This is a genomic window from Enterobacter sp. 22452, assembly GCF_052045065.1.
GTDB lineage: Bacteria > Pseudomonadota > Gammaproteobacteria > Enterobacterales > Enterobacteriaceae > Enterobacter > Enterobacter mori.
Window position 1 is genome coordinate 112,757 of record NZ_JBQEOB010000003.1, and the last position, 26,735, is coordinate 139,491.

26 protein-coding genes and 1 other annotated feature are annotated in these 26,735 nt (G+C 56.3%); of the genes, 8 read left to right on the forward strand and 18 right to left on the reverse strand.

Annotation, left to right across the window (positions count from 1 at the left end):
- Nucleotides 1–189: 189 nt before the first annotated feature.
- On the forward strand, nucleotides 190–756 hold the full coding sequence (gene satP / locus ACTJJA_RS10375; RefSeq protein ID WP_010427072.1) for an acetate uptake transporter: 567 nt from the start codon (nucleotides 190–192) through the stop codon (nucleotides 754–756).
- Here the strand turns inward: satP and ACTJJA_RS10380 are convergent.
- From ACTJJA_RS10380 to tal, 3 genes are all read right to left on the reverse strand, one after another.
- A complete protein-coding gene (locus ACTJJA_RS10380) occupies nucleotides 733–2,055 on the reverse strand; it encodes an MFS transporter (RefSeq protein WP_440667830.1) in 1,323 nt (440 codons plus the stop codon). The two genes, satP and ACTJJA_RS10380, sit on opposite strands and share 24 nt — an antisense overlap.
- Before the next feature lie 122 nt (nucleotides 2,056–2,177).
- Nucleotides 2,178–2,765 (reverse strand): molybdopterin adenylyltransferase, encoded by a 588-nt coding sequence (mog, locus tag ACTJJA_RS10385; RefSeq protein WP_431139690.1) that lies wholly within the window; start codon nucleotides 2,763–2,765, stop codon nucleotides 2,178–2,180.
- A 109-nt stretch (nucleotides 2,766–2,874) separates the two neighbouring features.
- Nucleotides 2,875–3,828: a transaldolase gene (tal, locus tag ACTJJA_RS10390; protein ID WP_010427077.1), complete on the reverse strand. Its 954-nt coding sequence runs from the start codon at nucleotides 3,826–3,828 to the stop codon at nucleotides 2,875–2,877.
- A 262-nt stretch (nucleotides 3,829–4,090) separates the two neighbouring features.
- Between tal and ACTJJA_RS10395 the strand changes: the two genes are divergently transcribed.
- A complete protein-coding gene (locus ACTJJA_RS10395; protein WP_440667832.1) occupies nucleotides 4,091–5,521 on the forward strand; it encodes an alanine/glycine:cation symporter family protein in 1,431 nt (476 codons plus the stop codon).
- 66 nt (nucleotides 5,522–5,587) lie between these two features.
- Entirely contained in the window at nucleotides 5,588–6,361 is a 774-nt protein-coding gene (gene yaaA / locus ACTJJA_RS10400) for a peroxide stress protein YaaA (RefSeq protein WP_420984823.1), read from the forward strand.
- A 32-nt stretch (nucleotides 6,362–6,393) separates the two neighbouring features.
- Here the strand turns inward: yaaA and ACTJJA_RS10405 are convergent, their stop codons facing one another.
- From ACTJJA_RS10405 to yjjY, 7 genes are all read right to left on the reverse strand, one after another.
- Nucleotides 6,394–6,696 (reverse strand): DUF2502 domain-containing protein, encoded by a 303-nt coding sequence (locus tag ACTJJA_RS10405; RefSeq protein ID WP_089599221.1) that lies wholly within the window; start codon nucleotides 6,694–6,696, stop codon nucleotides 6,394–6,396.
- 227 nt (nucleotides 6,697–6,923) lie between these two features.
- Nucleotides 6,924–8,210: a threonine synthase gene (thrC, locus tag ACTJJA_RS10410; protein ID WP_420984822.1), complete on the reverse strand. Its 1,287-nt coding sequence runs from the start codon at nucleotides 8,208–8,210 to the stop codon at nucleotides 6,924–6,926.
- A 3-nt stretch (nucleotides 8,211–8,213) separates the two neighbouring features.
- A complete protein-coding gene (gene thrB, locus ACTJJA_RS10415) occupies nucleotides 8,214–9,143 on the reverse strand; it encodes a homoserine kinase (RefSeq protein WP_010427087.1) in 930 nt (309 codons plus the stop codon).
- A gap of 1 nt (nucleotide 9,144) precedes the next feature.
- Nucleotides 9,145–11,607 carry a bifunctional aspartate kinase/homoserine dehydrogenase I gene (gene thrA, locus ACTJJA_RS10420; protein ID WP_440667835.1) on the reverse strand — a complete coding sequence of 821 codons (2,463 nt, stop codon included), beginning with the start codon at nucleotides 11,605–11,607 and terminating at the stop codon, nucleotides 9,145–9,147.
- Between the two features lie 24 nt (nucleotides 11,608–11,631).
- Nucleotides 11,632–11,749 (reverse strand) — a sequence feature (Thr leader region).
- Complete coding sequence (gene thrL / locus ACTJJA_RS10425) at nucleotides 11,688–11,756, reverse strand: thr operon leader peptide (protein WP_015572623.1); 69 nt, start codon at nucleotides 11,754–11,756, stop codon at nucleotides 11,688–11,690. It overlaps the preceding feature by 62 nt.
- A 211-nt stretch (nucleotides 11,757–11,967) precedes the next feature.
- Nucleotides 11,968–12,654 carry a tRNA/rRNA methyltransferase gene (locus ACTJJA_RS10430; RefSeq protein ID WP_148401104.1) on the reverse strand — a complete coding sequence of 229 codons (687 nt, stop codon included), beginning with the start codon at nucleotides 12,652–12,654 and terminating at the stop codon, nucleotides 11,968–11,970.
- Between the two features lie 399 nt (nucleotides 12,655–13,053).
- Entirely contained in the window at nucleotides 13,054–13,194 is a 141-nt protein-coding gene (yjjY, locus tag ACTJJA_RS10435; protein WP_085928893.1) for a protein YjjY, read from the reverse strand.
- 95 nt (nucleotides 13,195–13,289) lie between these two features.
- Here yjjY and arcA point away from each other — a divergent pair, with 95 nt between their 5' ends.
- Nucleotides 13,290–14,006 carry a two-component system response regulator ArcA gene (arcA, locus tag ACTJJA_RS10440; RefSeq protein WP_003856501.1) on the forward strand — a complete coding sequence of 239 codons (717 nt, stop codon included), beginning with the start codon at nucleotides 13,290–13,292 and terminating at the stop codon, nucleotides 14,004–14,006.
- A 45-nt stretch (nucleotides 14,007–14,051) separates the two neighbouring features.
- Here arcA and creD read toward each other — a convergent pair whose 3' ends face one another.
- From creD to creA, 4 genes are read right to left on the reverse strand one after another with little or no spacing between them, the layout of a single operon-like run.
- Nucleotides 14,052–15,404, reverse strand: a complete 1,353-nt coding sequence (gene creD / locus ACTJJA_RS10445) for a cell envelope integrity protein CreD (protein WP_440667837.1) — start codon at nucleotides 15,402–15,404, stop codon at nucleotides 14,052–14,054.
- A 56-nt stretch (nucleotides 15,405–15,460) separates the two neighbouring features.
- Complete coding sequence (creC, locus tag ACTJJA_RS10450; protein ID WP_440667839.1) at nucleotides 15,461–16,885, reverse strand: two-component system sensor histidine kinase CreC; 1,425 nt, start codon at nucleotides 16,883–16,885, stop codon at nucleotides 15,461–15,463.
- Nucleotides 16,885–17,574, reverse strand: coding sequence for a two-component system response regulator CreB (gene creB, locus ACTJJA_RS10455; protein ID WP_440667841.1), 690 nt, complete (start codon nucleotides 17,572–17,574; stop codon nucleotides 16,885–16,887). The genes creC and creB overlap by 1 nt, the downstream gene beginning before the upstream one ends.
- A gap of 14 nt (nucleotides 17,575–17,588) precedes the next feature.
- Complete coding sequence (gene creA, locus ACTJJA_RS10460) at nucleotides 17,589–18,059, reverse strand: protein CreA (RefSeq protein ID WP_010427098.1); 471 nt, start codon at nucleotides 18,057–18,059, stop codon at nucleotides 17,589–17,591.
- 211 nt (nucleotides 18,060–18,270) lie between these two features.
- Between creA and robA the strand changes: the two genes are divergently transcribed.
- On the forward strand, nucleotides 18,271–19,140 hold the full coding sequence (gene robA, locus ACTJJA_RS10465) for an MDR efflux pump AcrAB transcriptional activator RobA (RefSeq protein ID WP_010427100.1): 870 nt from the start codon (nucleotides 18,271–18,273) through the stop codon (nucleotides 19,138–19,140).
- Here the strand turns inward: robA and gpmB are convergent.
- Nucleotides 19,137–19,784, reverse strand: a complete 648-nt coding sequence (gpmB, locus tag ACTJJA_RS10470) for a 2,3-diphosphoglycerate-dependent phosphoglycerate mutase GpmB (protein ID WP_008502057.1) — start codon at nucleotides 19,782–19,784, stop codon at nucleotides 19,137–19,139. The two genes, robA and gpmB, sit on opposite strands and share 4 nt — an antisense overlap.
- A 49-nt stretch (nucleotides 19,785–19,833) precedes the next feature.
- On the opposite strand from gpmB, the gene yjjX reads away from it, so the two are divergent.
- Entirely contained in the window at nucleotides 19,834–20,349 is a 516-nt protein-coding gene (yjjX, locus tag ACTJJA_RS10475) for an inosine/xanthosine triphosphatase (RefSeq protein WP_010427103.1), read from the forward strand.
- Nucleotides 20,350–20,376: 27 nt separating this feature from the next.
- On the opposite strand, the gene trpR is transcribed toward yjjX, so the two are convergent.
- Both trpR and sltY read right to left on the reverse strand, forming a co-directional pair.
- Nucleotides 20,377–20,706 (reverse strand): trp operon repressor, encoded by a 330-nt coding sequence (gene trpR / locus ACTJJA_RS10480; RefSeq protein ID WP_010427104.1) that lies wholly within the window; start codon nucleotides 20,704–20,706, stop codon nucleotides 20,377–20,379.
- Nucleotides 20,707–20,761: 55 nt separating this feature from the next.
- The gene (gene sltY / locus ACTJJA_RS10485; RefSeq protein WP_440667844.1) at nucleotides 20,762–22,699 is read right to left on the reverse strand and encodes a murein transglycosylase; all 1,938 of its coding nucleotides are present in this window, start codon (nucleotides 22,697–22,699) and stop codon (nucleotides 20,762–20,764) included.
- 226 nt (nucleotides 22,700–22,925) lie between these two features.
- Between sltY and ettA the strand changes: the two genes are divergently transcribed.
- A complete protein-coding gene (gene ettA / locus ACTJJA_RS10490; protein WP_042716511.1) occupies nucleotides 22,926–24,593 on the forward strand; it encodes an energy-dependent translational throttle protein EttA in 1,668 nt (555 codons plus the stop codon).
- Between the two features lie 91 nt (nucleotides 24,594–24,684).
- On the opposite strand, the gene ACTJJA_RS10495 is transcribed toward ettA, so the two are convergent.
- Entirely contained in the window at nucleotides 24,685–25,584 is a 900-nt protein-coding gene (locus tag ACTJJA_RS10495; protein ID WP_440667847.1) for a LysR family transcriptional regulator, read from the reverse strand.
- A gap of 108 nt (nucleotides 25,585–25,692) precedes the next feature.
- Between ACTJJA_RS10495 and ACTJJA_RS10500 the strand changes: the two genes are divergently transcribed.
- Nucleotides 25,693–26,694 (forward strand): zinc-binding alcohol dehydrogenase family protein, encoded by a 1,002-nt coding sequence (locus ACTJJA_RS10500; RefSeq protein WP_440667849.1) that lies wholly within the window; start codon nucleotides 25,693–25,695, stop codon nucleotides 26,692–26,694.
- Nucleotides 26,695–26,735: the final 41 nt, after the last annotated feature.

Below are 26,735 nucleotides of genomic sequence, written 5' to 3' on the forward strand. Positions count from 1 at the left end.
CTGCGGTTGCTTACAAGATGGGGTCGCAACGGCATCCATCAAGGGGGACGTATAAAAAAAATTTTAATTTCCCCCTGATGAGATCATAGACGGCATCGATTGCGCCCCTTATTATGCCGCGCCCCGTCAGGGAGTATTGACGCGGGTTTAACCATTTCACCATATAAATGATGATTTTTTTGAGGACTTATGGGCAACACTAAGTTGGCTAATCCGGCTCCGCTGGGCCTGATGGGTTTTGGCATGACCACTATCCTGCTGAACCTGCACAACATCGGGATGTTCCCGATGGATGGCATTATTCTGGCGATGGGCATTTTTTACGGCGGTATCGCGCAAATCTTCGCGGGCCTGCTGGAATATAAGAAAGGCAACACCTTCGGCTTAACCGCCTTTACCTCTTACGGCTCTTTCTGGCTGACGCTGGTTGCCATTCTGCTGCTGCCTAAAATGGGCCTGGCAGATGCGGCAAACGCGCATTTCCTGGGCGTTTACCTGGGTCTGTGGGGCGTGTTCACCCTGTTCATGTTCTTCGGCACCCTGAAAGGTAACCGCGCGCTGCAGTTCGTCTTCCTGAGCCTGACCGTGCTGTTCGCCCTGCTGGCCATCGGCCACCTGGTGGATAACGAAGGCATCGTACACGTTGCGGGCTGGATTGGCCTGGTGTGCGGCGCAAGCGCTATCTACCTGGCTATGGGTGAAGTGCTGAACGAACAGTTCGGCCGCACCATTCTACCGATTGGTGAAAAACACTGATCCCTCTGTCGTGCCCGCCTCGCGGGCACGACATCCCCGCGTCTGCCTCAGCCAAATCCCTAATCCCAGCCCCATCAGCGAGAGCGCCAGCACGTACCAGGCCGGAGCCATGGGAGACACGCCCATCAATACCGTCACCACAATCGGCGTCAGTCCACCGAAAATGGCATACGACACGTTGTAAGAGAAAGAGATACCGCTGAAACGAACTTCCGGCGGGAAGGCTCGCACCATCACGTAAGGCACCGCACCCACGACGCCCACGCACAGCCCTACCACGCCGTACAGCAGGAACAGCTGTTCTGGATGGCTGCCCGCCAGATGGTAAAATGCCCAGCTCGACGCGGCCAGCAACAGGCTGCCGACGATAAAGGTAACGCTGGCCCCAAACCGATCCGCCGCCAGCCCGGCGGCAAGACAGCCAAAGCAGAGCATGATTGTCGCGATACTGTTCGCCTGTAACGTCACGGCAGGGGCGAAACCGTACTGCTTTTGCAACCACACCGGGGACATTAATATCACCACGACAATGCCCGCCGAGAGCAGCCAGGTGAGCAGCATCGACACCACCACCGCTTTTTTATGGCGCACCACAACCGCCTTCACCGGCAGCTCATCCGCCAGCGCTTTGCGCTGCTGCATTTCCAGGAATATCGGCGTCTCCTGCAGCCAGCGGCGCAGGTACATCGCCACCAGGCCAAACGCCCCGCCCAGCAGGAACGGAAGACGCCAGCCCCACTCATGAACGGCCTGTTGCGTCATGCTGGTATTCACAATCGTCGCCACCACCGACCCCAGTAAGATCCCGACGGTGAGCCCCGCGGTTAAGGTTCCACAGGCGATCCCGATGCGACGGGCAGGCACATGCTCGGACACAAATACCCACGCTCCTGGAACTTCACCCCCGATGGCCGCCCCCTGAAGAATACGCATCAGCAATAGCAGCAACGGCGCAAGGATACCCATCGAGGCATAGGTGGGCAGCAGACCAATAGCCAGCGTGGGCACGGCCATCAGCAGGATACTGAGGGTAAACATCTTCTTACGCCCGACCAGATCGCCAAAGTGCGCCATCACAATGCCACCCAGCGGACGCGCCAGATACCCGGCGGCAAAAATGCCGAAGGTTTGCACCTGACGCAGCCATTCCGGGATATCCGCCGGGAAGAAGAGTTCCCCCACCACGGCGGCGAAGAAGACAAAGATGATGAAATCGTAAAATTCCAGCGCGCCACCTAAGGCCGCAAGCGTGAGGGTTTTGTAGTCCTGTCGATTCAGAGGTCGGGTGTTATGTGACATAGCGAACCATTATGCGTGTGTTGTGGATTTATTTTTACAGCAATCGTAAAGAAAAAATTACTATATCGTAAATCCGTTTACACGCTACTGCGGCTGACGCTAATGTCACACTTTCGTTATTTTCAGGAGATTGTTTCGCGGCGAGCGCTTTTAGGACGAAAAGCTGCTACCACTTTTTCATCGGTTTCCACATAGGGACCGTCAAGCAGCTGTATACAATACGGTACACTTGCAAAGATACCGTGCACAATGACGCTGCCATCTTCTGCTTTCAGCCCTTCCAGCGTCTCTTTGATCGACTTCGGCTGGCCCGGCAGGTTCAGGATCAACGCCTGCTTGCGGATCACCCCCACCTGGCGGGAAAGAATGGCCGTCGGAACAAAGTGTAGACTGATCTGCCGCATCTGTTCACCGAAGCCCGGCATTTCGCGATCGGCAATCGCCAGCGTCGCGTCCGGCGTCACGTCGCGGCGCGCGGGGCCGGTACCGCCCGTCGTCAGCACAAGATGACAGCTCATCTCATCCACCAGTTCACACAGGGTCTGCTCGATGATCGGCTGCTCGTCCGGGATCAGGCGAGTCTGGATCTCAAACGGGGTGGTCAGCGCGCTGCCCAGCCACTCTTCAAGAGCGGGGATGCCTTTATCCTGATAAACACCGCTGGAGGCGCGGTCAGAAATCGACACCAGGCCGATGCGTAAGGTATTCATATCCATTCCATTCAAAAAGTACTGTTTAAGGGAATGATACACGCAGAGAGGAAATTCAGACAGAAGCGGGGGTAAGAGGCGTGACCGGGAGCCCGGTCACGCGGAATGATTACAGCAGGTCGCCGATCATTTTTTCCAGTTTGCCCTGGTCAACAGCAAACTTACGGATACCGTCCGCCAGTTTGTCTACTGCCATTGGATCCTGGTTGTGCTGCCACAGGAACTCGGATTCAGTGATGCGCTCTGGGCGTGCTTTCACTTCACCGGTGTAGGACAGTTTACGCTCAAGCGCGCCTTCGCTCTCTGCCAGCTCTTTCAGCAGCGCAGGGGCGATGGTCAGGCGGTCACAGCCAGCCAGCTCGATGATTTCACCGACGTTACGGAAGCTTGCGCCCATAACCACGGTCTCATAGCCGTGCTGTTTGTAGTATTCGTAGATTTCAGTAACAGAAACCACGCCTGGATCTTCAGCCGGTGCGTACTCTTTCTTGTCGGTGTTGGCTTTGTACCAGTCCAGAATACGGCCCACGAACGGAGAAATCAGGTATACGCCTGCTTCTGCACATGCGCGCGCCTGCGCGAAGGAGAACAGCAGGGTCAGGTTACAGTTGATACCGTCTTTTTCCAGCTGCTCTGCAGCGCGGATGCCCTGCCAGGTAGAAGCCAGTTTGATCAGGATACGGTCGTTGCTGATGCCAGCATCGTTGTACATTTTGATCAGACGTTTCGCTTTCGCGATAGACGCTTCGGTGTCGTAGGAGAGACGTGCATCCACTTCGGTAGAGATACGGCCAGGAACCAGTTTCAGGATTTCCAGACCGATGTTCACTGCCAGCTTGTCGGTAGCGTCCACAACCTGCTGCGCGCGGTCGTTGCTCTGTGCTTTCGCCCAGGTCACAGCGTCGTCAATCAGTTTGCGATACTCAGGGATCTGTGCGGCGTTAAGGATCAGAGAAGGGTTGGTTGTGGCATCCTGCGGCTGGTACAGCTTCATTGCCGCGATATCTCCGGTGTCAGCTACGACAGTGGTGAACTGACGAAGGGAGGTCAATTTATCCGTCATGATAGTGTTTCTCTTTTAACGTGCCCTGGATAATTCACGCTACCGACAGCATGCCTGCAGCGGAAAAATGACAGGTTTACTTGTTAGGGGGATGTAACCGGTCTGCCCTGATGATAACACGAGTGAGAGGCAGCGCAACCGCAGACAGTGCGCTTAGGCAGAGTATGATAAACTCAGAATATTAACAGGCTGCTAATCAACAGCATGTCCAATCAGTGGTAGCGCTTACATATTCACTTTGGCATCAACAAGAGGGACGTTAATGCCTGATTTCCTGTTCTTTATTAACGAAATTCTCTGGGGTTCGATAATGATATATCTGCTCCTGGGAGCAGGTATTTGGTTCACGCTGCGCAGTGGTTTTATCCAGTTTCGTTATATTCGCAAATTTGGCAGAAGTCTGAAAAATAGCCTCACCCCACAGCCGGGCGGATTAACCTCATTTCAGGCGCTCTGCACCAGTCTCGCCGCGCGGGTCGGAAGCGGTAATCTGGCGGGCGTTGCGCTGGCCATCAGTGCGGGGGGGCCTGGCGCCGTATTCTGGATGTGGGCCACGGCGATTATCGGCATGGCGACCTCGTTCGCTGAATGCTCGCTCGCTCAACTCTATAAAGAGAAAGACAAAAACGGTCAGTTTCGCGGCGGTCCGGCCTGGTATATGGCCCGTGGACTGGGAATGCGCTGGATGGGCGTCCTGTTTTCGCTCTTCTTACTGATCGCCTATGGCCTGATTTTTAACACCGTCCAGGCAAACTCCGTGGCGCATGCCATGCGATATGCCTTTGCCTGCCCGGAATGGATAACCGGTGCCGTTTTAGCGCTTCTCACCCTGCTGACGATATATGCCGGTCTCAAAGGCGTGGCCCGCCTGATGCAGTGGCTGGTTCCGATTATGGCCCTCCTGTGGGTAGCCGCCAGTCTGTTCGTGACCGTACTGCACATCGATCAGTTTCCGGACGTTATCGCCGCTATCTTTAAGAGCGCGTTCGGCTGGCGCGAAGCGGCCTCGGGCGCGCTGGGTTACACCGTCAGTCAGGCACTCACGGCAGGGTTTCAGCGGGGCATGTTCTCGAACGAAGCCGGTATGGGTTCAACGCCCAACGCAGCGGCGGCGGCGGCGTCCTGGCCTCCCCATCCTGCGGCGCAGGGCATTGTGCAGATGATTGGTGTGTTCACGGACACCATTATTATCTGCTCCGCCAGCGCGATGATCATTCTGCTGTCGGGGCCCCTTCCCCATCCCTCTGGCACCGTCGGGATACAGCTGGTTCAGCAGGCGCTGGTCAATCTTGTGGGTGGCTGGGGAGCCGGTTTTGTCTCATTGATCGTGGGTCTTTTTGCGTTTAGTTCGATCACGGTGAACTATCTCTACGCGGAGAACAACCTGATCTTCCTGAAGCTTGACTCGCGACATTCGCGCAACGTGCTTCGCGTAGGTGTCATCGCCATGATAATGACGGGCGCCCTGCTCAGCATGCCGGTGGTCTGGCAACTGGCGGACGTGATTATGGCGCTGATGGCGATCACCAACCTGACGGCAATTTTGCTGCTTTCTCCGGTGGTGACGCTCATTGCTCAGGACTATCTGCGTCAGCGCAAGCTGGGCCTTAAACCCGTGTTTGATCCCACCCGCTACCCCGAAATTGAGGCGCAAATTGCCCCCGGCTCCTGGGATGATTTGCCGCGGCAATAACAGCTATCGATCAATTCAGGGCGATTTTTTGCTAAAGTCGCTCTAAATTTCCTGCAAGGACTGGATATGCTGATTCTGATTTCACCTGCAAAAACGCTCGATTACCAGAGCCCGCTCGCCACCGAGCGCTATACCCAGCCAGAACTGCTGGACTACTCGCAACAGCTGATCCACGAAGCGCGTAAACTCTCTGCGCCGCAAATCGCCTCGCTGATGAGCATCAGCGACAAGCTGGCCGATCTGAACGCGACCCGCTTTCACGAATGGCACCCGGATTTCACCCCGGCTAACGCTCGCCAGGCGATTCTGGCCTTTAAAGGTGATGTCTATACCGGCCTGCAGGCGGAAGATTTTAGCGAAGCCGATTTCGATTTTGCCCAGCAGCATCTGCGTATGCTGTCAGGCCTGTACGGCGTACTGCGCCCGCTGGACCTGATGCAGCCGTATCGTCTGGAGATGGGTATCCGCCTGGAAAACACCAAAGGCAAAGATCTGTACCATTTCTGGGGCGATATCATTACCGACAAGCTGAACGCGGCGCTGCGCGCCCAGGGCGATAACGTGGTAATTAACCTGGCCTCCGACGAATACTACAAGTCAGTGAAACCGAAAAAGCTGGATGCAGAGATCATCAAACCGGTGTTCCTCGACGAGAAGAACGGTAAGTTCAAAGTGATCAGCTTCTACGCCAAGAAAGCACGCGGGTTGATGAGCCGCTACATCATCCAGAACCGCCTGACGAAGCCGGAGCAGCTGACCGGATTTAACAGCGAAGGTTATTTCTTTGACGAAGACGCGTCAGGGAAAGGCGAGCTGGTGTTTAAACGCCACGAGCAGTAAAAACAAACCCCGCCAGATGGCGGGGTTTTGCATTAATGGTGTTTCCAGTCCGGGCCGCGGTCGTCGCGGCGGTCATCGTGGTGATGGTCATCATGGCGATTGTCATGCTTACGCTTTTCATCATGCGGACGCCAGTGGTTATCGCGCCAGTCATAGTGCGCCTTCCACCAGTCGTGGTCGCGCCAGCGACCGCCGTCCCAGTAATGTCCGTTGTTATCCTGGTCGCCAATCTGCAGTTTTACCGCAGGGACGAGGGTGATTTCGGATGCCTGTACCGCCATGGGAGCGACCAGCATCAGTGAAAGCGCGATGAGTGCGGGTTTCAGGGTAGACATAGGTGACTCCTTCTTATACTTGCCCAACGTGGGCCGATGTAAGGAGATTACGCGAGGGGAACGGGGGATGTTATTCTCTGCAATCCTAAACGCTAAGTGACCGCATTTATTGGGAATTTCTACTTTTTTCCTGCTTTTTTTCTCCTTAATTTCTCCATAAAAAAGCCGGGTATCGGCTACGCCTTACCCGGCCNGTCGGGTAAGGCGTAGCCGCCACCCGACAAAAATCACGCTCGAACCATCATCAACTTACGCAGCGCGGCAAAATCTGCCGGCAATTCATGAGACAGCAGCGGCAGGTCGGCACGCTCGGCCAGCTCTTTCGGCAGCGACAGCGTTTCGCCCAGGATCTCTTCCACGCTCTCTTTGAACTTCGCCGGATGCGCAGTGCCCAGGAACAGGCCATATTCACCTGGATTGAGCTGATCGCGCAGCGCGCGGTAAGCAATCGCCGCGTGCGGTTCAGAGGTGTACCCCACCGCTTTTAACTCGCGCATGGTCGCTTTGGTGGTTTCATCCGTCACCGCAGCGTAACCCAGGTCACCCAGACGCCAGATCTTACGGCGGAACAGCTCTTCCACGCGCGGCCAGTTGTTTGGCTGCGATACATCCATTGCGTTAGAGAGTGTCGCCTGCGTGGCGTTCGGCGCCCACTTCCCATCTTTCAGGAAGCGCGGCACGGTGTCGTTGGCGTTGGTGGCGGCGATAAAGCGTTTCACCGGCAGACCCAGAGATTTCGCCAGCAGGCCCGCCGTCAGGTCGCCGAAGTTACCGCTTGGTACGGAAACCACCAGCTGGTTACGTGCTTCCTGCGGCAGCTGCGCCACCGCTTCGAAGTAGTAGCAAATCTGCGCCAGCAGACGGCTGATGTTGATGGAGTTAGCTGAGTTCAGCCCCAGGGCGACCTTCAGCTCTTCGTCGTCGAAGGCCTGCTTGACCAGCGCCTGGCAGGCATCGAAATCGCCGTCAATCGCCACGGTTTCAATGTTGCCGCCGAGCGTACAGAACAGTTTTTCCTGCAGCGGGCTGATTTTGCCTTTCGGGTAGAGGATCACTACGCGGACGTTTTTCAGTCCGTAGAACGCGTGAGCCACCGCCGCACCGGTATCGCCGGATGTCGCGGTCAGGATGGTCACCGGTTTGTCGCCGCTGATGTGGGTCAGCATCTGCGCCATGAAGCGGCCACCGAAGTCTTTGAACGCCAGCGTCGGGCCGTGGAACAGCTCCAGGCAGCCAACGTCAGGCTCAACCTGCTTCACCGGTGCCGGGAAAGCAAACGCCGCACGCACGCGCTCTTCCAGCAGCTCCTGCGGGATTTCGTCGCCGATAAACGCCGACAGAATTTTAGTGCTGCGGGTGACAAAGTCCTGCTTCAGCAGTTCGTCGATGTCGGTCAGCTGAAATTCCGGCAGGTCATGGGGAAAAAACAGCCCCTGATTTTTGCCCAGCCCCTGCGTTACCGCCTGCGCGAAGCTGACCTGCTCGTTATGATCTTTAAGGTTGTAGAGTTTCATTAATTATCCCAGTACTCGTGCGCCAGCCGTGTCCAGACGGCAAATATGAACAAAGCCTTCCTGATTTTGCAGGTAGTGTTTAGAGAGCCAGTCCGCCACGCGCTGCGCGGTGTCTGGCTTGTCGCACAGGGCGAACAGCGTCGGGCCGGAGCCGGAGATGCCGCACGCCTGCGCGCCGATATCCATCGAGGCCTGTCGCGCCTCGTTAAAGCCGGGCAGCAGCTTCGTACGGTACGGCTCGGCAATGACGTCTTTCATCAGCTTCGCCGCCAGCTGCGGCTGACGGGTGTAACAGGCGTGAATAAAGCCTGCCAGGTGACGCCCGTGGGCGATACAGTCCTGACGACGATACTGTGCAGGCAGGATCGCACGCGCTTCCGCGGTAGAGACCTTAATACCCGGATAGGCCAGCACCCACAGCCACTCATCAAACCCTGGCACCTGCTGGCTGATGATGCCATTTTCTTCGATCATCAGCTGCATGCCGCCAAGGAAGCACGGCGCCACGTTGTCATAATGAATGCTGCCGGAGATACGCCCTTCCAGCTCGCCCATCAGCCCCAGCAGACGGCTGTTGTTCAGCGGCTTGCCGCAGTGCTCGTTCATCGCCACCAGCGCGGCGACCACGGAACACGCGCTGGAGCCCAGGCCTGAGCCAATCGGCATACTTTTTTCCAGCGTCATGGCAACCGGCACGTTTTTGCCGATCTCCTGACAGAAGCGTTCCCAGCACTGATAAACGATATTTTCGCGCGGCTCAGACGGCAGCTTGCTGGCGAAGCGGCCCACGTTATTCAGGCTGAAGCTGTCTGCCGCTTCCACCGTAACCGTATCGCCCAGCAGCGAACCATCCACCGGCGTGACCGCCGCGCCCAGCACGTCAAATCCGACGCTCATATTGGCGCTGGAAGCCGGGGCATAAACTTTGACCATGTTAAACTCCTAACTTCCATGACAGGGTACGCAGCAGATCGGCAAACACACCCGCCGCCGTAACATCGTTCCCTGCGCCATAGCCGCGAAGCACCAGCGGCAATGGCTGATAATAGTGGCTGTAGAACGCCAACGCATTCTCGCCGTTTTTGACTTTGTACAGCGGATCGTTGCCATCCACTTCGGCAATCTTCACCCGGCACACGCCATCTTCTTCAATGTTGCCAACATAGCGCAATACCTTACCTTCATCACGGGCTTTCGCCACACGGGCGGCAAAAGCATCGTCAAGCTGCGGCAAATTCGCCATAAAGGCGCTGACGTCACCGCTGTCATCAAACTCTGCTGGCAGCACCGGCTCAATCACGATATCTGAAAGCTCAAGCTCGCGGCCCGTTTCACGCACGAGGATCAGTAGCTTGCGCGCCACGTCCATCCCGGAGAGATCGTCACGCGGATCCGGCTCGGTATAGCCCAGATCGCGCGCGGCGCGAGTGGCTTCCGACAGGCTCATCCCTTCATCCAGCTTGCCAAAAATAAACGACAGCGAGCCGGAAAGAATGCCGGAGAAACGCTGCAGTTCATCGCCCGCGTTGAGCAGGTTTTGCAGGTTCTCGATTACCGGCAGCCCCGCCCCCACGTTTGTGTCGTACAGGAACTTGCGGCGCGACTTGCTCGCCGCCAGACGCAGCTGGTGATAGTAATCCATCGACGAGGTGTTGGCCTTTTTGTTTGGCGTCACCACGTGGAAACCTTCGCGCAGGAAGTCGGCGTACTGATCGGCCACCGCCTGGTTGGAGGTACAGTCAACAATCACCGGGTTAAGCAGGTGATACTCTTTCACCAGACGGATCAGGCGGCCCAGGTTGAACGGCTCTTTCGCCTCGTTCATCTCGGCCTGCCAGTTTTCCAGGTTCAGCCCGTGAACGTTGGTCAGCAGCGCTTTTGAGTTCGCAATCCCGCAGACGCGCAGATCGATATGTTTCTTCTTCAGCCACGCCTGCTGACGCTTCACCTGCTCCAGCAGCGCGCCGCCTACGCCGCCCACGCCAATCAGGAACAGCTCGATCACCTGGTCGGTGTTGAACAGCATCTGGTGAACCACGCGCACGCCGGTGGTGGCGTCATCGTTGTCCACGACAACGGAAATTGAACGCTCAGACGAGCCCTGCGCAATCGCCACGATGTTGATATTGGCGCGCGCCAGCGCGGCAAAGAACTTGGCGGAGATACCGCGCAGCGTGCGCATGCCGTCGCCGACCACAGAGATAATCGCCAGACGCTCCTGAATGGAGAGTGGCTCCAGCAGTTCCTCTTTCAGCTCCAGATAGAACTCTTCCTCCAGCGCGCGACGGGCACGCAGGCAATCCGCCTGTGGCACGCAGAAGCTGATGCTGTATTCGGAAGAGGACTGGGTGATCAGCACCACAGAAATTCCGTTGCGGGACATGGCCGCAAAGACGCGCGCCGCCATGCCGACCATCCCTTTCATCCCAGGACCGGAGACGCTGAACATCGCCATGTTGTTCAGGTTGGAGATGCCTTTCACCGGCAGACCGTCTTCATCGGTACTCGCGCCAATCAGCGTACCCGGAGCTTGCGGGTTACCGGTGTTTTTAATCAGGCAAGGGATCTGGAACTGGGCAATCGGGGAGATGGTACGCGGGTGAAGCACTTTAGCGCCGAAGTAGGAAAGCTCCATCGCTTCCTGGTACGACATCGACTTGAGCAGCCTGGCGTCCGGAACCTGGCGCGGGTCGCAGGTATAGACGCCGTCAACATCAGTCCAGATCTCACAACAGTCTGCGCGTAAACAGGCGGCCAGCACGGCGGCGGAGTAATCGGAGCCGTTACGGCCCAGCACCACCAGCTCGCCCTTCTCGTTACCGGCGGTGAAGCCTGCCATCAGGATCATGTGGTCAGACGGGATTTTGCTCGCGGCGATACGGCGGGTTGATTCGGCAATATCAACGGTGGATTCGAGGTAGTGGCCCACCGCCAGCAGTTTTTCAACCGGGTCGATCACGGTCACGTTATGGCCGCGCGCTTCCAGCACGCCCGCCATGATGGCGATTGAGAGTTTTTCGCCCCGGCAGATCAGCGCCGCGTTGATGCTGTCCGGGCACTGACCGAGGAGGCTGATGCCGTGCAGGACGTGTTTGATTTGTGCAAATTCCTGCTCAACGAAGGACTTCAGTTGAGCGTGCGGGAAGCCGGGCAGCGCCTCTGCAAGCCCTTGCAGAAGGTCAGCGAAGATACGTTCGGCGTCGCTGATGTTCGGGAGTGCATCCTGGCCACCGATGGTTTTTTCAATCATCGCCACCAGATGGTTCGTGATTTTTGCCGGGGCAGAGAGCACGGTAGCAACCTGCCCCTGCCTGGCGTTGCTTTCCAGGATATCGGCAACACGCAGAAAACGTTCTGCATTTGCCACTGATGTACCGCCGAACTTCAACACTCGCATGGTTCTACCTCGTTTCCTTTAGCCGAAAAAAAAGCCCGCACTGTCTAGGTGCGGGCTTTTTTTTGTTTTTCCTGTACGCGTCAGCCCGCATCGTTACCCGTGGTAATGATGATGGTTGTGGTAATGGTGGTGATGCTGATGCGTTTCATGGATGTTGTGTACTCTGTCATTATTATCTGTCTGTGCTGTATTCTTTTAGGGTTAAAGGATCGGGCACCTTAAGTCAACGAATTTTTAATTTGATCACAATTCGGAGGACTCTCACGTCCCGCTGCCGTCGGATTTATTTTCATCCGAATACCCCAAAAGCAACCCTTAGCATCAGATGATTACACCATAATAAAAATGTATGACAGCACTTTACTCGGCCAATTTTTTTTCAATATCGTGCAGCAAACGGTGCAGCATTGCCGTATCGCGTTGCTCAAGACGGCCCAAACGCTGCTGTAGCCAGTCGACCATTTTTTGATCGTCAGCCACACCCAGCTGCATGAGCAGGTTTTCCACGCGCGCGCGAAGTGCAGCCAGCTGGTTTTCATCGGTACCTGTAACAGGCGGCTGCGGAATTTGTATTAAGGATGCTAATTGATAGCAATAGACCATCACCGCCTGGCCTAAATTGAGAGAAGGATAATCTGCAACCATCGGCGCGCCTGTCAGCACATCCGCCAGTTCCAGCTCTTCATTGGTCAGCCCGGAATCTTCACGCCCAAACACCAGCGCGGCTTTCTCCAGCCACTGGCTTTTCTCTTCCAGCATCGGCACCAGCTCCGCGGGCGTGGCGTAGTAATGGAACTTCGCCCGGCTGCGCGCCGTGGTCGCAACGGTAAAGGAGATGTCGTGCAGCGCGTCGGCAAGCGTAGCGTAAGTGGTTATATTATCGAGAATATCTCCCGAACCGTGCGCGACCCAACGCGCCGCAGGTTCCAGGTGCGCGGCGCTGTCCACAATACGTAAATCGGTAAAACCCATGGTCTTCATGGCACGCGCCGCAGCGCCTATGTTTTCGGGTCTTGCTGGGGCCACCAGCACAATCGACAGATGCATTTATGCTCTCTTTTTAAGCAGTTAGCGGGTAAAAATGTGATGCGCCTCAACATATTACGCAGCACGAATTTACAAAATTGCAACACAAATCACCGAAATAGCGTTTCATAACAAATTAAAAACGCTAAACTATTTTGTGGCTGAACAATCAGTTAGAATGTTAACAGACAGGTATTATCCCTATGTTTTATAATGATAATGACTGTGTGAATGCCTATTCTTAATTGGATTCGTATTGTTTATCAATCAATGTCCGCAACTAGTTGGTTTATTGAAAATTTGTGACAAAGGCTAGCATTCGGATACGATGATTTCATCAAACTGTTAACGTGCTACAATTGAACTTGATATATGTCAACGAAGCGTAGTTTTATTGGGTGTCCGGTGTCACTTAGCCTGTTATGTTGCTGTTAAAATGGTTAGGATGACAGCCGTTTTTGACACTGTCGGGTCCAAAGGGAAAGTACCCAAGACCAAGCTAATGATGTTGTTGACGTTGATGGAAAGTGCATCAAGAACGCAATTACGTACTTTAGTCACGTTAAGCCGATCATGTTAATTTGCGACATGCATCAGGCAGGTCAGGGACTTTTGTACTTCCTGTTTCGATTTAGTTGGCAATTTAGGTAGCAAACATGCAGACCCCGCACATTCTTATCGTTGAAGACGAGTTGGTAACACGCAACACGTTAAAGAGCATTTTCGAAGCAGAAGGCTACGATGTCTTTGAAGCGACCGATGGCGCAGAGATGCATCAGATCCTTTCTGAAAATGATATCAACCTGGTCATTATGGACATTAACCTGCCAGGCAAAAACGGCCTTCTTCTGGCGCGCGAACTGCGTGAACAGGCGAACGTCGCGTTAATGTTCCTGACAGGCCGTGACAACGAAGTTGATAAAATTCTTGGCCTGGAAATCGGTGCGGATGATTACATCACCAAACCGTTTAATCCACGCGAGTTAACCATTCGTGCACGTAACCTGCTGTCCCGCACCATGAACCTGGGAACGGTCAGCGAAGAGCGTCGTAGCGTAGACAGCTACAAATTCAACGGCTGGGAACTTGATATCAATAGCCGTTCACTGATCAGCCCGAACGGTGAGCAGTATAAACTGCCGCGCAGTGAATTCCGCGCGATGCTGCACTTCTGCGAAAACCCGGGCAAAATTCAGTCCCGTGCAGAACTGCTGAAGAAAATGACCGGTCGCGAGCTGAAGCCGCATGACCGTACCGTAGACGTGACCATCCGTCGTATTCGTAAGCATTTCGAATCTACGCCAGATACGCCGGAAATCATCGCCACGATCCACGGCGAAGGGTACCGTTTCTGCGGCGATCTGCAGGAGTAATCCCGCAGTTAACGCATTAAAAACGGCGCATTTGCGCCGTTTTTTTTATTTCCAGATCCGCATCGTATCGTCATCCGGTGCTGCGGGTGGCTCAGGTTGCTTCGGCTGAGAGAGCGAGTACCAGTCGAAATGACGGGTCAGGTACATGACGGCAAACAGCGCCAGCGCGAGAACCGCTGACCCCAACAGCAGCGCGCTGTCCTCCGAGCGCAGCAGGAACCACATCACCACGTCCAGCCCCAACAAGGCCAGCACAAATAGCCCGCTGCGCTTCCAGCTTTTCAACACGGCCTGCAGGTACATTCCGTTCATCGCTGCGCCCACCAGACTTGCAACAACCCAGGCTGGCGTAAACCCAACGTGTTCAGACAGTGCCAGCAACACCAGATAGAACAGCACCAGCGACAACCCCACCAGCAGGTACTGCATTGGGTGCAGACGCAGCCCGGTTAAGGTTTCGAAGACAAAGAAGGCCATAAACGTCAGCGCAATCAGCAAAATGGCGTACTTGATCGCCCGGTCAGTCAGCTGATACTGATCGGCGGGCGTGGCTACCGTAACGCTAAAGGCGGGGATCGACTCCCACGATGGCGATTCGCTCCCGCTGAACCAACTCTCAAGGTTGTTCGCAAACCAGCTGCTCTTCCAGTTCGCCTGGAAACCAGACTCGCCAATTTTGTGCTTAACCGGCAGATAGTTGCCCATAAAGCCCGGATGCGGCCAGTTGCTGTTGAGCGTCATTTCGCTATTACGCCCTACCGGTACCACTGCAAAACTGCCGGTTCCCGCCAGATTGAGTGACATCTCAAGTGCAAACGTTTTAGCTTCCAGCGCGTTGTCGGTCAGCGGGATGTGGATCCCTGCAAGCGCCCCGTAGACACCTGAACCGGGTTCCACACTTAGCGTCTCACCATTGATTTTAGAGATACTGACCGTGCCAATACCCCGCGCGTCGCCAACGCCCGTCACGATAAACGGCTGCCCTGTTGTTATCGTTTCCCCTCTCAACTGCTTCAGCTCTTCGGTATTAAACTGCGCTTTTATCTTCAGGTCAGTGTTCCAGATTTGCCCGTCGTAGATGCCAATATTTCGGGACTCCACGCGCTGGTTCCCTACCACAACCAGAGAGTCCGGCAGAATGAAATGCATATAGCTTTTCTTGTATTCGACCTTCTTCTCGTCCTCCAGCTTGTAAAAAATCTCCGTCACCGGAATGGCAATCAGCGGGCCGACCAGTTTTTGCGGTCCGCTGGTGCTCTGCCGAAGCGTATTTTCGACATCGTTACGATAGCTTTCACGCTCTGAAATGAGGTTACTGACCATAAACAGCGGGACTAACAGCAGCAGGATGCACCCCAACAGGGTGCTTACTTTCCAGAACAGGGGGGATTTCATCATTACGTCTCCTTTGTGATGAGGAGAGCGTAACCAGGCTGTGTGGGGTCAGTTTGAAGCTATGTGAAGGGACGGTGAAGTGCCAGCGTGGCCATCACGCCACCTTCATCGCGATTACGCAATGTAATCGCTCCCTGATGCAGACGCGCCACCTCCTGGACAAACGCCAGCCCGAGTCCGCTGCTCTTCAACCCGTTCTCGCGCGGCAGGGAATAAAAGCGCTCAAAAATACGCTCCAGCGCATAATCCGGGATACCGCTTCCGCTATCGGTCACCGTGAGCAGGGCCTGCGTTTGCGCTTCATACGCGGCCAGTGCAATAGCCCCACCGGGCGGCGTGAAATCGATGGCGTTATCCAGCAAATTACCCAGAGCCTGTTCGAGCAGTTCGGGATCGCCCGCAACACACAGAGAGGTGCTTTGGATCGTCAGCGTGATATTTTTCGCTGTCAGAACCGCCGAACGCGCGTCGGCCAGGCGGGTAAATAGCGTGTCGACGTCGACGCTGACCGGCACGATCTCGACCCGATTTTCAAGCCGCGCCTGGGTAAGCAGCTTTTCGACCAGCGACTGCATGCGCGCGTTTTGCACCAGAATATTATCGATAAACCGCGCAGCCACCTGCGGCGGCGGCTGCTCGGCGAGAATTTCCGCCGCGCCGCGTATCGCGGCGATGGGGCTTTTCAGCTCGTGGGTCAGCGCATGGACATAGTGTTCAATGTAGTTTTTCCCTTCCAGGCGAATGCGCATATTCTCCAACGCCTGGGCCAGCTTGTGCAGTTCGCTGCTGCCTGGATTAGGCAGCGGGAGAGGCGTATCCGTGGTCACCGAGTCGGCATAGCGCGATAACGTACTGATAGAACGATTGATCCACCAGGCGACGAGAAGACCGATCAGCAGGGCAATGCCGAGCAGCGCTCCGCCTGCCCACAGGATCCTTCGCTCGCTGCGGTGGATAACCGGTGCCATCGCGCTGTTAGGTTTCCCGACCGACAGCACGCCGATAATCTTGCCCTGCTCCACAACTGGCGCGGCAACATACATCACCGTGCTCTCCGGATCGTCGGGATGGCTCTGGGTACTGCGCGCGCCGTATTCACCGCGAAGCGTCAGCCAGACATCGTTCCAGCGCGAGTAATCTTTCCCCACGGCCAGACCGGCGGAATCAAACACTACTCTGCCCTGCGCATCGGTCATGTAGACGTGATACTCGTTACGCACTTTATGAATGCCGCCGATATTGGCGCGGAAAGGGCGCTGATGAAGCTGAGAAAAGGCCTGTGCCAGTTTGCCCTGCTGCGCATTGCCCGAAAGGAGATCCTCACGCCCGACTTCGGCGAGTAAGGTCGCAGTATCGATTAACGTACCCTCGGTTGCCCTGCGCACGCCGGGCTTTACTTCCTGAACAAAGATCGACAGCACAAACCACGCGGCGATGGCCACGATCAGGAAGTACCCCAGCAATAACCGCATCCCAATGCGCATCAGTAAAGGCCCAGACTGTAGCCCATACCGCGATGGGTGCTGATGGGTGAAAGTTCCTCGTTTACCGCCCGCAGCTTGGCGCGCAGGGTTTTGATGTGGGTGTCCACGGTGCGGTCGAAACTGTCGCCGTCTTCACCCCATACCATGTCCATGAGCTGCTGACGAGAAAAGACCCGTCCGGGGGCCTGTAACAAGGTTTTGAGCAGCAAGAATTCATAGCGGGTCAGGGGCAGTGCTTCACCGCACCAGCTAATCCGCGCGGCTGGCTCATTCAGCTCAAACTGCCCGATTCGGACGATGTCAGAAGGCGCAGCCGATTTTTGCATCCGCCGTAAAATTGTCCTTACCCGGGCGCACACTTCCCGTGGGGAGAAAGGCTTGGCAACGTAGTCGTCAGCGCCCATTTCCAGGCCGATGAGTTTATCCACTTCATCGCTGCGGGCCGTCAGAAACAGCACCGGCAGTGACGGATGCTGGGCCAGCAGCTGGCGGCACAGCTCAAAGCCGCTGATGTCCGGCAGCCCGACGTCCAGAATAGCCAGTGCCGGAGCCCGCTGCCGCGCCGCCTCCAGCACCGGTAAACCGCGCTCAAACGCCTTTACCGCAAATCCTTCCTGCTGAAGCATGTAGATCAGCGTATCGGCGATACTGGTTTCGTCTTCAACCAGCCAGACCACAGGTTGTTGCATGGTTCATCCCTGAATTAATGCCACGGCATAATCGGCACCGCGCTGATCGCGTTTTTCGGCGAGCCTTCCACCACTTTGTCGGAATAGGCCAGGTAAGCCAGCGTATTGCGTTTCGCATCGTAGAAACGCACCACCTGCAGCTTTTTGAATACCAGCGAGGTCCGTTTCTGGAACACCACGTCGCCCTGCGCTTTACCGTTTTTAATTTTATCGCTCAATTCAACCGGGCCCACCTGCTGGCAGGAGATCGCCGCATCGGAAGTATCTTCCGCCAGCCCCAGCCCGCCTTTGATACCGCCCGTTTTCGCGCGGCTCACGTAGCAGGTGACGTTTTTCACGTCCGGATCGTCAAACGCCTCCACCACGATTTTGTGGTCCGGACCAAACATTTTGAACACGGTATCGACGGAACCAATCTGTTCCGCCTGCGCGGCGCGGCCGACCATCAGCAGCAACGCGGTGAAGATCAAAGTCTTGTATTTCATATTGTTACCATTCTTTAAAATTGCACTGGGCGATTATTCAACACTTTAGACAAAAATGTAGCAAGATCACAGGATTAGAATATATTCGCCCAAAACGAGCCGTAAAAGGCATTAATGCGCAAAAAAAACACTGAATGCTAAAACATCAAAAAATGCTATTATCCGCTAACCTGTTATCAGGCACCTGCTGTTTTAAGGATGAGGATAGTATATGGATCAGGCTGGAATTATTCGCGACCTGCTCACCTGGCTGGAAGGTCATCTCGACCAGCCTTTGTCACTGGATAATGTGGCGGCTAAAGCAGGCTATTCCAAGTGGCATCTGCAAAGGATGTTCAAGGATGTCACCGGTCATGCTATCGGTGCCTATATTCGCGCACGTCGTTTATCTAAATCTGCTGTGGCATTGCGCCTGACCGCGCGGCCGATTCTGGATATTGCCCTGCAGTATCGTTTTGATTCGCAGCAAACGTTCACCCGCGCCTTTAAAAAACAGTTCTCGTTGACGCCAGCGCTTTATCGTCGTTCGCCTGACTGGAGCTCGTTTGGCATGCGTCCGCCGCTGCGTCTGGGCGAGTTCGCGATGCCGAAATATGAAATTGTCGCGCTGCCGGAAACCCATCTGATCGGCACAACCCAGAGCTACTCCTGTTCTCTGGAGCAGATTTCTGAGTTCCGTCATCAGATGCGCGTCCAGTTCTGGCGCGACTTCCTGAGCCATGCACCGGCAATCCCGCCAATTCTGTACGGTCTGAACGAAACGCGCCCAAGCCAGGAAAAAGACGACGAGCAGGAGGTGTTCTACACCACCGCGCTGACGCCAGAGATGGCGAATGGTTATATTCAGGGTTCGAAACCGGTCGTGCTGGAAGGCGGCGAGTACGTGATGTTCTCGTATGAAGGGCTGGGAACGGGGGTTCAGGAGTTCATCCTGACCGTTTACGGGACCTGCATGCCAATGCTGAATCTTAATCGCCGTAAAGGTCAGGACATTGAGCGCTACTACCCGGCGCAGGATGCCAAACCGGAAGAAGGCCCAATCAATCTGCGTATGGAATTCTTGATTCCTATCCGCCGTTAACGCTGCAGTTCGTCAAGCGCAGGGGCATCGAGATGCGAAATGTCCCCTGCCATCTCCACTACCCAGCCCGACGCCAGCCATGCGCTTTCCTGATAATCAATTCGGGAAATGGAGCAGTTGCGCAGACGCAAACGGCGCTCAGCGTAAGCCGGTAACCCCAGAATGGTGCTCACCAGGCAGCCCAACGCAATCCCGTGACTCACCAGCAGCGGACGGCTTCCCGCCGGGAGCTTCAGGCATTCCGCCAGTGCGGCATGCATACGCACGCTCAGCTCCTGCATGGATTCCCCCTCTGGAATACGGCCATCTTCGGTACCGTTCACCAACGTGCGACGCCAGCCCTCTTCCGTTTCCGTCAGCGTATCGATATGGCGTTTTTCCAGCACGCCCATATCCAGCTCGCGCAGGCGCGGCTCCAGCATGACATCACAGCCACAGGCATCTGCGATGATGCGCGCCGTCTGCTGTGTGCGACCTAAATCGCTGGTAATCACGTGAGTAATGCCCAGCGTTCTGGCGCGTTCTGCCACCTGCCACGCTTGCTGCACACCCTTTTCGGTGAGAGGACTGTCTGACTGGCCTTGAATACGTCGCTCGGCGTTCCACTGCGTTTCACCGTGGCGAACAAGGTAAACCTGTAACATGTTTTTTTCCGTTATACTGCGATGAGTTTTTTTTGAATCGAGCTTAATTATGCACCATGTCGTCTCTGCTACCACTAATCCTGCCAAAATTCAGGCAATTCTAAGGGCATTTGACGAGATCTTCGGCGCAGGATCCTGCCATATTGAGGCCATCGGCGTCGAGAGTGGCGTTCCTGAACAGCCGTTTGGCAGCGAGGAAACGCGCGCTGGCGCACGAAATCGCGTGGCAAACGCCAGGGCCGCAGCACCGGATGCTGACTTTTGGGTAGCGATTGAAGCAGGTATCGACGAAGGCGCAACCTTTAGCTGGGTGGTCATCGAAAGCCGCGAGCAGCGCGGTGAAGCGCGCTCGGCCACCCTGCCGCTGCCGGAAGTCATTCTGGAAAAAGTGCGTGCGGGTGAAGCGCTCGGGCCTGTGATGTCGCAGTACACCGGCATCGATGAGATTGGCCGTAAAGAAGGGGCGATTGGCGTCTTTACCGCAGGCGCGCTGACGCGTTCTGGCGTTTACCACCAGGCGGTGATTTTGGCGTTAAGCCCGTTCCATAACGCGATTTATCGGTAAGTGTCCAGGCCGGATAAGGCGTAGCCGTCATCCGGCGTTTTTCAGCAATACCGCTTCCAGCCACTGGCGCAGCTCAACCGGCGCAGACTTCAGGCTGTTCGAGCCGCGGGTGATCGTTGCAATGCCCGCGCCGAGCTCATTTTTCAGCTCGCGCTGGCTCATCTCACCGCGCAGCAGCTCTTCAATGATCCGCACGCGCGTGCCCAGCGCCTCACGCTCGTCCGGCGTGAGCATCAGCTGCATGAGGGGTAGGTGCAAATCCTGCTCGTAAGACTGGCGAAGCAGCTCTACAAAACGAAGCCACTCCTGATGACGTTGTTCGGCCATTGCCGAGGAATACGGGGAATGCTGGGTCATGTTATGCTGCCTCTTGTACTCATTAGCGAGTACAGCATAACACAACCCGCGACGATCAGTAACGCCTCTGCCACTCGGCATCGCTCATCAGGGTATCTTTCTGCCCCATGAAGTAGCGATAGTAGGCGTCATAGGCCAGCACGTTCTTCACGTAGCCGCGCGTTTCCGAGAACGGGATACTCTCGACAAACGCCACCGCGTCGATGCGTCCGGCGCTGTTGCCAAGCCAGGTGCGCACGCGTCCCGGTCCCGCGTTATACGCCGCCGAAGAGAAGATGCGGTTTTTGCCAAACTGCTGGTAGACGTACTGCAAATAGCTGGTACCGATGTTGATGTTGGTATCCGGATCGAGAAGCTGCGACGGGCTGCTGTACCCGGGAATATTAAACATCTTCACCGTGTGCGTCGCGGTGCCGGGCATGATCTGCATCAGGCCGCTGGCCCCCACCGGGGAGCGCACTTTCGGGTTCCAGGCACTCTCCTGACGGGCTATCGCCATCGCGTAGCTTTTCGGAATGTCTTTGCCGCTGGTGTAGCGATCGAACAGATCCTTGTACGCCAGCGGGAAACGCTCTTCGAGATGATCCCACAGTTTGCCGGCGATCGTCGCCTGCACGCTCAGATCCCACCAGCGATTATCGAACGCGTAGCGGGCAAGCTGGGCTTTCTCGTCGGTGGTGCGGCTGGTGACCAGATTAGCCCACTCGCTGCGCGCGGTGTTGTCCATATTCCAGTACATCAGCTCGCGCACGCGCGCCATCTCCGGCCCCTGCGTCAGCGCCGGGTTCGCGTTGGCGGGCGCTTTGTCGATCTTAAGCGTGTACTCCTCGCCCAGCCGCTGCGCCGCCGCCATCGGGTAGAATCCGCGCTGTTGCATCAGAGCGTGGAGGATAGCTTTGGCCTCATCGTCACGGCCACGCTCCAGCAGCAGGTCGGCCTGCCAGTAGCGCCATTCATCTTTCTCTTTGGCATCCATCGGCAGACGCGCAAGCCAGGTATTCAGCCCACGACGATCGCCCGTGCCCAGCGCCATTCGCACGCGGCGCTCGACAAGCGAGGTGGAGTTTGAACGCATGATCGCGTCGTCACGCCAGCGCGCCTGTTCGTCGGTCACATCGGTGCCCATCAGTCGCCACGCCACGATGTCGCGCAATTCCTGCGTTTGTTCTTCATTAAGCTGCTGCGCCTGCACCAGCTGCGGGATCATCAGCCGCGCGTTTTCCACATCGTCACGCGCCACGCTGGTAAAGGCGACCGCCACCATTTGTCGCGTGAAATCTGTCGCGCCCGTACTGCGGGCAAAGGTCAGCACGCTGTTCGGATCGTTTGCCAGCCCAATGACGGCAGACGAAATGGTTTGATAGTCGGACGGCATCTGCCCCGCCAGCGCAGTGACCAGACGCGTGTTACCGGCCTTCATCGCCAGGCGAATGCGTTCAAGATAAGCCAGCGGATCCTGTTTGCCCGATGCGCGCCATGCGCCGAACAGCGAATCACAGGCGTTAGGCTGGCTTTTGCCCGTCAGCCAGAGATCTTTGGCACCGACCCAGGCCTCTTCCTGCTGTCCTGTGGCCCATTTGGCGTAGTAGTAATTACACTGCGCTTCCGTCGTGCCCGGTTTTTCCGGGCTAAACGCCAGCAGCCCGCGCCAGTCTTCACGACGCGCCAGCTCATTCACAAAACGAGACTGGAGATTACGGGCAGGCGGCAGGGTCGGGTTCGCCTGAATGAAGTTGTTCACGGTGACGGTGGGTTGGTTCATGAGATCGTCGGTTATCTGGCGGTACTCCAGATACGGATACAGCGGATAATCCTTTAGCGTCGGCATCAGGGCCTGCACGGTATCCATCTGCTTGTTGTCCCACGCCTGTTTAATCTGGGCGTAGCGGTTACGTTGTTCATCCAGTGAATCGGCATGCACCGCCTGGCTTACCGCCATTACGCATACGCTGGCAGCCAGCAGACGCCAGACCACCCGTTTGGCTTTTTCCACAAGCTCTTCCTCATTGTTTTTCGTTAGTTGCAGCGTCTTGCCACGTCAATGTTGCATTCACTTATGCTAACCAGGCATCCTGCAACGCGCCACGTTATGGACACTTTTTTACCTTTCCTGCGCGTTTTAACACTCCCGGCGTTCCTGACTGGGATTAGGTCATGAAAAAGGCTACACTTCGAGGCTGAAATTCCTTCTCATTACGATAAAAGAGGCGAAGTCCAACGTGGCTCAATTCGTTTATACCATGCATCGTGTCGGCAAAGTTGTCCCGCCGAAACGTCATATTCTTAAAAATATCTCGCTGAGCTTCTTCCCGGGCGCAAAAATCGGTGTTCTGGGTCTCAACGGTGCCGGTAAGTCCACCCTGCTGCGCATCATGGCGGGCATCGATACAGACATCGAAGGTGAAGCCCGTCCGCAGCCTGGCATCAAGATTGGTTACCTGCCGCAGGAACCTCAGTTGAACCCGGAACACACCGTTCGCGAATCCGTCGAAGAAGCGGTGTCCGAAGTGGTTAACGCGCTGAAAGGTCTGGATGAAGTGTATGCCAAATACGCCGAGCCGGATGCGGACTTCGACAAGCTGGCCGCTCAGCAGGGCAAGTATGAAGAGATTATCCAGGCGCACGACGGTCACAACCTGAACGTGCAGCTGGAGCGCGCGGCTGATGCCCTGCGTCTGCCGGACTGGGATGCAAAAGTTGAGAAGCTCTCCGGTGGTGAACGTCGCCGCGTCGCGCTGTGCCGCCTGCTGCTGGAAAAACCAGACATGCTGCTGCTCGACGAACCAACGAACCACCTGGATGCAGAATCTGTCGCCTGGCTGGAACGCTTCCTGCACGACTTCGAAGGCACCGTTGTGGCGATTACCCACGACCGTTACTTCCTCGACAACGTCGCTGGCTGGATCCTGGAGCTGGACCGCGGTGAAGGTATTCCGTGGGAAGGCAACTACTCCTCCTGGCTTGAGCAGAAAGATCAGCGTCTGGCGCAGGAAGCTTCTCAGGAAGCGGCCCGTCGTAAGTCTATTGAGAAAGAGCTGGAGTGGGTGCGTCAGGGCGCGAAAGGCCGTCAGTCTAAGGGCAAAGCCCGTCTGGCACGCTTCGAAGAGCTGAACAACACCGAATACCAGAAACGTAACGAAACCAACGAACTGTTTATTCCGCCTGGGGCACGTCTGGGGGATAAAGTGGTTGAAGTCAGCAATCTGCGTAAGTCTTACGGCGACCGCCTGCTGATTGACGACCTGAGCTTCTCCGTACCGAAAGGCGCTATCGTCGGGATCATCGGTCCGAACGGTGCGGGTAAATCGACCCTGTTCCGCATGATGTCCGGTCAGGAACAGCCTGACAGCGGCTCTATCACCCTGGGTGAAACCGTGAAGCTGGCCTCCGTTGATCAGTTCCGTGACGCAATGGACAACAGCAAAACCGTGTGGGAAGAAGTCTCCGGCGGTCTGGATATCATGCGTATCGGCAACACCGAGATGCCAAGCCGCGCCTATGTTGGCCGCTTCAACTTCAAAGGCACCGACCAGGGCAAACGCGTGGGCGAGCTATCCGGCGGTGAGCGCGGTCGTCTGCACCTGGCGAAGCTGCTGCAGGTGGGCGGTAACGTACTGCTGCTCGATGAACCAACCAACGACCTGGACATCGAAACCCTGCGCGCGCTGGAAAACGCCCTGCTGGAGTTCCCGGGCTGCGCGATGGTTATCTCGCACGACCGCTGGTTCCTGGACCGTATCGCGACCCACATCCTGGACTATCAGGACGAAGGTAAAGTCGAGTTCTTCGAAGGTAACTTCACCGAATACGAAGAGTACAAGAAACGCACGCTGGGCGCAGACGCGCTGGAGCCGAAGCGTATTAAGTACAAGCGTATTTCGAAATAAAAGCAAAACGGCAACTTCGGTTGCCGTTTTTTATGTTTGTTCCCTCTCCCCGTGGGAGAGGGACAGGGTGAGGGCATCAGGCCGCACAAAATCATCCCCCCACGTAATACCGCTTCACCTCATCAAACTGCATCGCAAACTCGATATAGCTCATCAGCGCAGGTGAATTCAGCTTGCGGCTTGGATACGCCAGCCACAGATCGTTACCTTCAACATTCCACTCCGGCAGCACCTTCACCAGCGCACCCTTATCGATCTTATCCTCCAGCAGAAATGCGGGTAACAGCGTGATCCCCACGCCGGCAATCGCACATTCGCGGGCATACACCAGATTATCGGTCATGTGCGCGTTATCAGGCAGGTAGCGGTAATCTTCGCTCTCGCTTCGCAGAAGCCACTCTGACCACGCCCGGTGCGTAATGCAGCGGTGCTCCACCAGCTGACGGGGATGAATTAACGGCTCCCGACGCGCCAGATAGTCCGGCGAAGCCAGCATATAACGCGGGCAGTGCCCGATCATTCGGCCAATCAGGGAGGAGTCCTGCGGTTTGCCGGTACGCAGCGCCACGTCAAAGCCGGATTCGACCAGATCCACAACGTCGTCAGAGATCGACACGTCCAGCGACACGTCAGGATAGCGAAGCTGGAACTCGGCATTCATATGCGCCAGCAGCGTCGCGCCAATCCCCGCCGGACAGGTGATCCGCAGCCGCCCGCTCGGGTTTTCGCGCAGCCGCTGAATGGCGTACTCCGCCCGCTCGCTGGCCGCCAGCATCTCACGGCAGTGCACCAGATAGTGCTCGCCCGCAAACGTGAGGCTGATCCTGCGCGTGGTGCGGTTGAGCAGGCGAATGCCTACCTGCTGTTCAAGCTGACTAATCCGCTGGCTCACGCTGGATTTTGGCAGTTCCGCTTTCTGAGCGGCAGCCGTAAAGCTGCCCATCTCCGCCACCAGCGCGAACAGCGCCATATCCTGCAGCTGTTTAAACATGATTGTTCACCCTGTACGAACGCTGAGTTCTTGATTGTCCATCTTATCACGCAGCTGTCCACTTTATAGACTAGCCTCAACAAAACGCATTCCATTGAGGAGCACACCATGTCTGTTAAAGCCATTGCCGTTAACCCAGCGAACCCTGCTGTTTTTATTGAAATCACCCCGCCGATGCCGCAGCCCGGCGAGCACGATCTGCTGGTGGAGGTGAAAGCCGTCTCCATAAACCCGGTAGACACCAAGGTGCATGCAGGCATTGCCCAAAATGGGCTGAACGAGCCGCGCGTGCTCGGCTGGGATGCCAGCGGGATCGTCAAAGCGGTTGGAACAAACGTTACCGGCTTTAAACCGGGCGACGAAGTGTGGTACGCAGGCGATATCACCCGACCGGGCAGCAATACCACGCATCAGCTGATCGATGCGCGGATTGTCGGGCACAAGCCTGCCAGCCTCGGCTGGGCGGCTGCCGCTGCACTGCCCTTAACCGCGCTCACCGCGTGGGAAGGCCTGTTTGAACGGCTGAACATTCAGGATGCAGGGGCGGACAAAACACTGCTGATCATCGGCGGTGCGGGCGGGGTGGGATCGCTGGCGATCCCCTTTGCGAAACACAACAGCAAGGTGAAAATCATCGCAACCGCTTCGCGAGAAGATTCCGCCCAGTGGTGTCGCGATCGCGGGGCCGACGTGGTCGTCAACTACCGCGACCTGAAAGGTGAACTGGCGAAAGAGGGGCTGACCTTCGTGGATTACATTTTCATCCTCAACGACACCGACGGGCACTGGGATGCAGTCAGCGAACTGATTGCGCCACAGGGGCATATCTGCTCTATCGTCGAGAATGAACGTCCGCTGGATCAGGACAAGCTGAAGTCCAAATCCGCCGCCCTGCACTGGGAATTTATGTATACCCGCAGCATGTATCAGACGGCGGATATGGCGCGTCAGGGAGAGATCTTAGACGAGGTCGCGAAGCTGGTGGATAACGGCGTGGTGGAAAGCTCGCTGAGTGAAACGCTGCACGGGCTGAGCGTGGAAAGCATTACCGAGGCGCACCGCAAAGTGCTGGAGGGGCATATGCGTGGGAAAGTGGTGGTTGAGTTCTGAGTGGTTTGTTCCCCCTCTCCCCTTTGGGGAGAGGGTTAGGG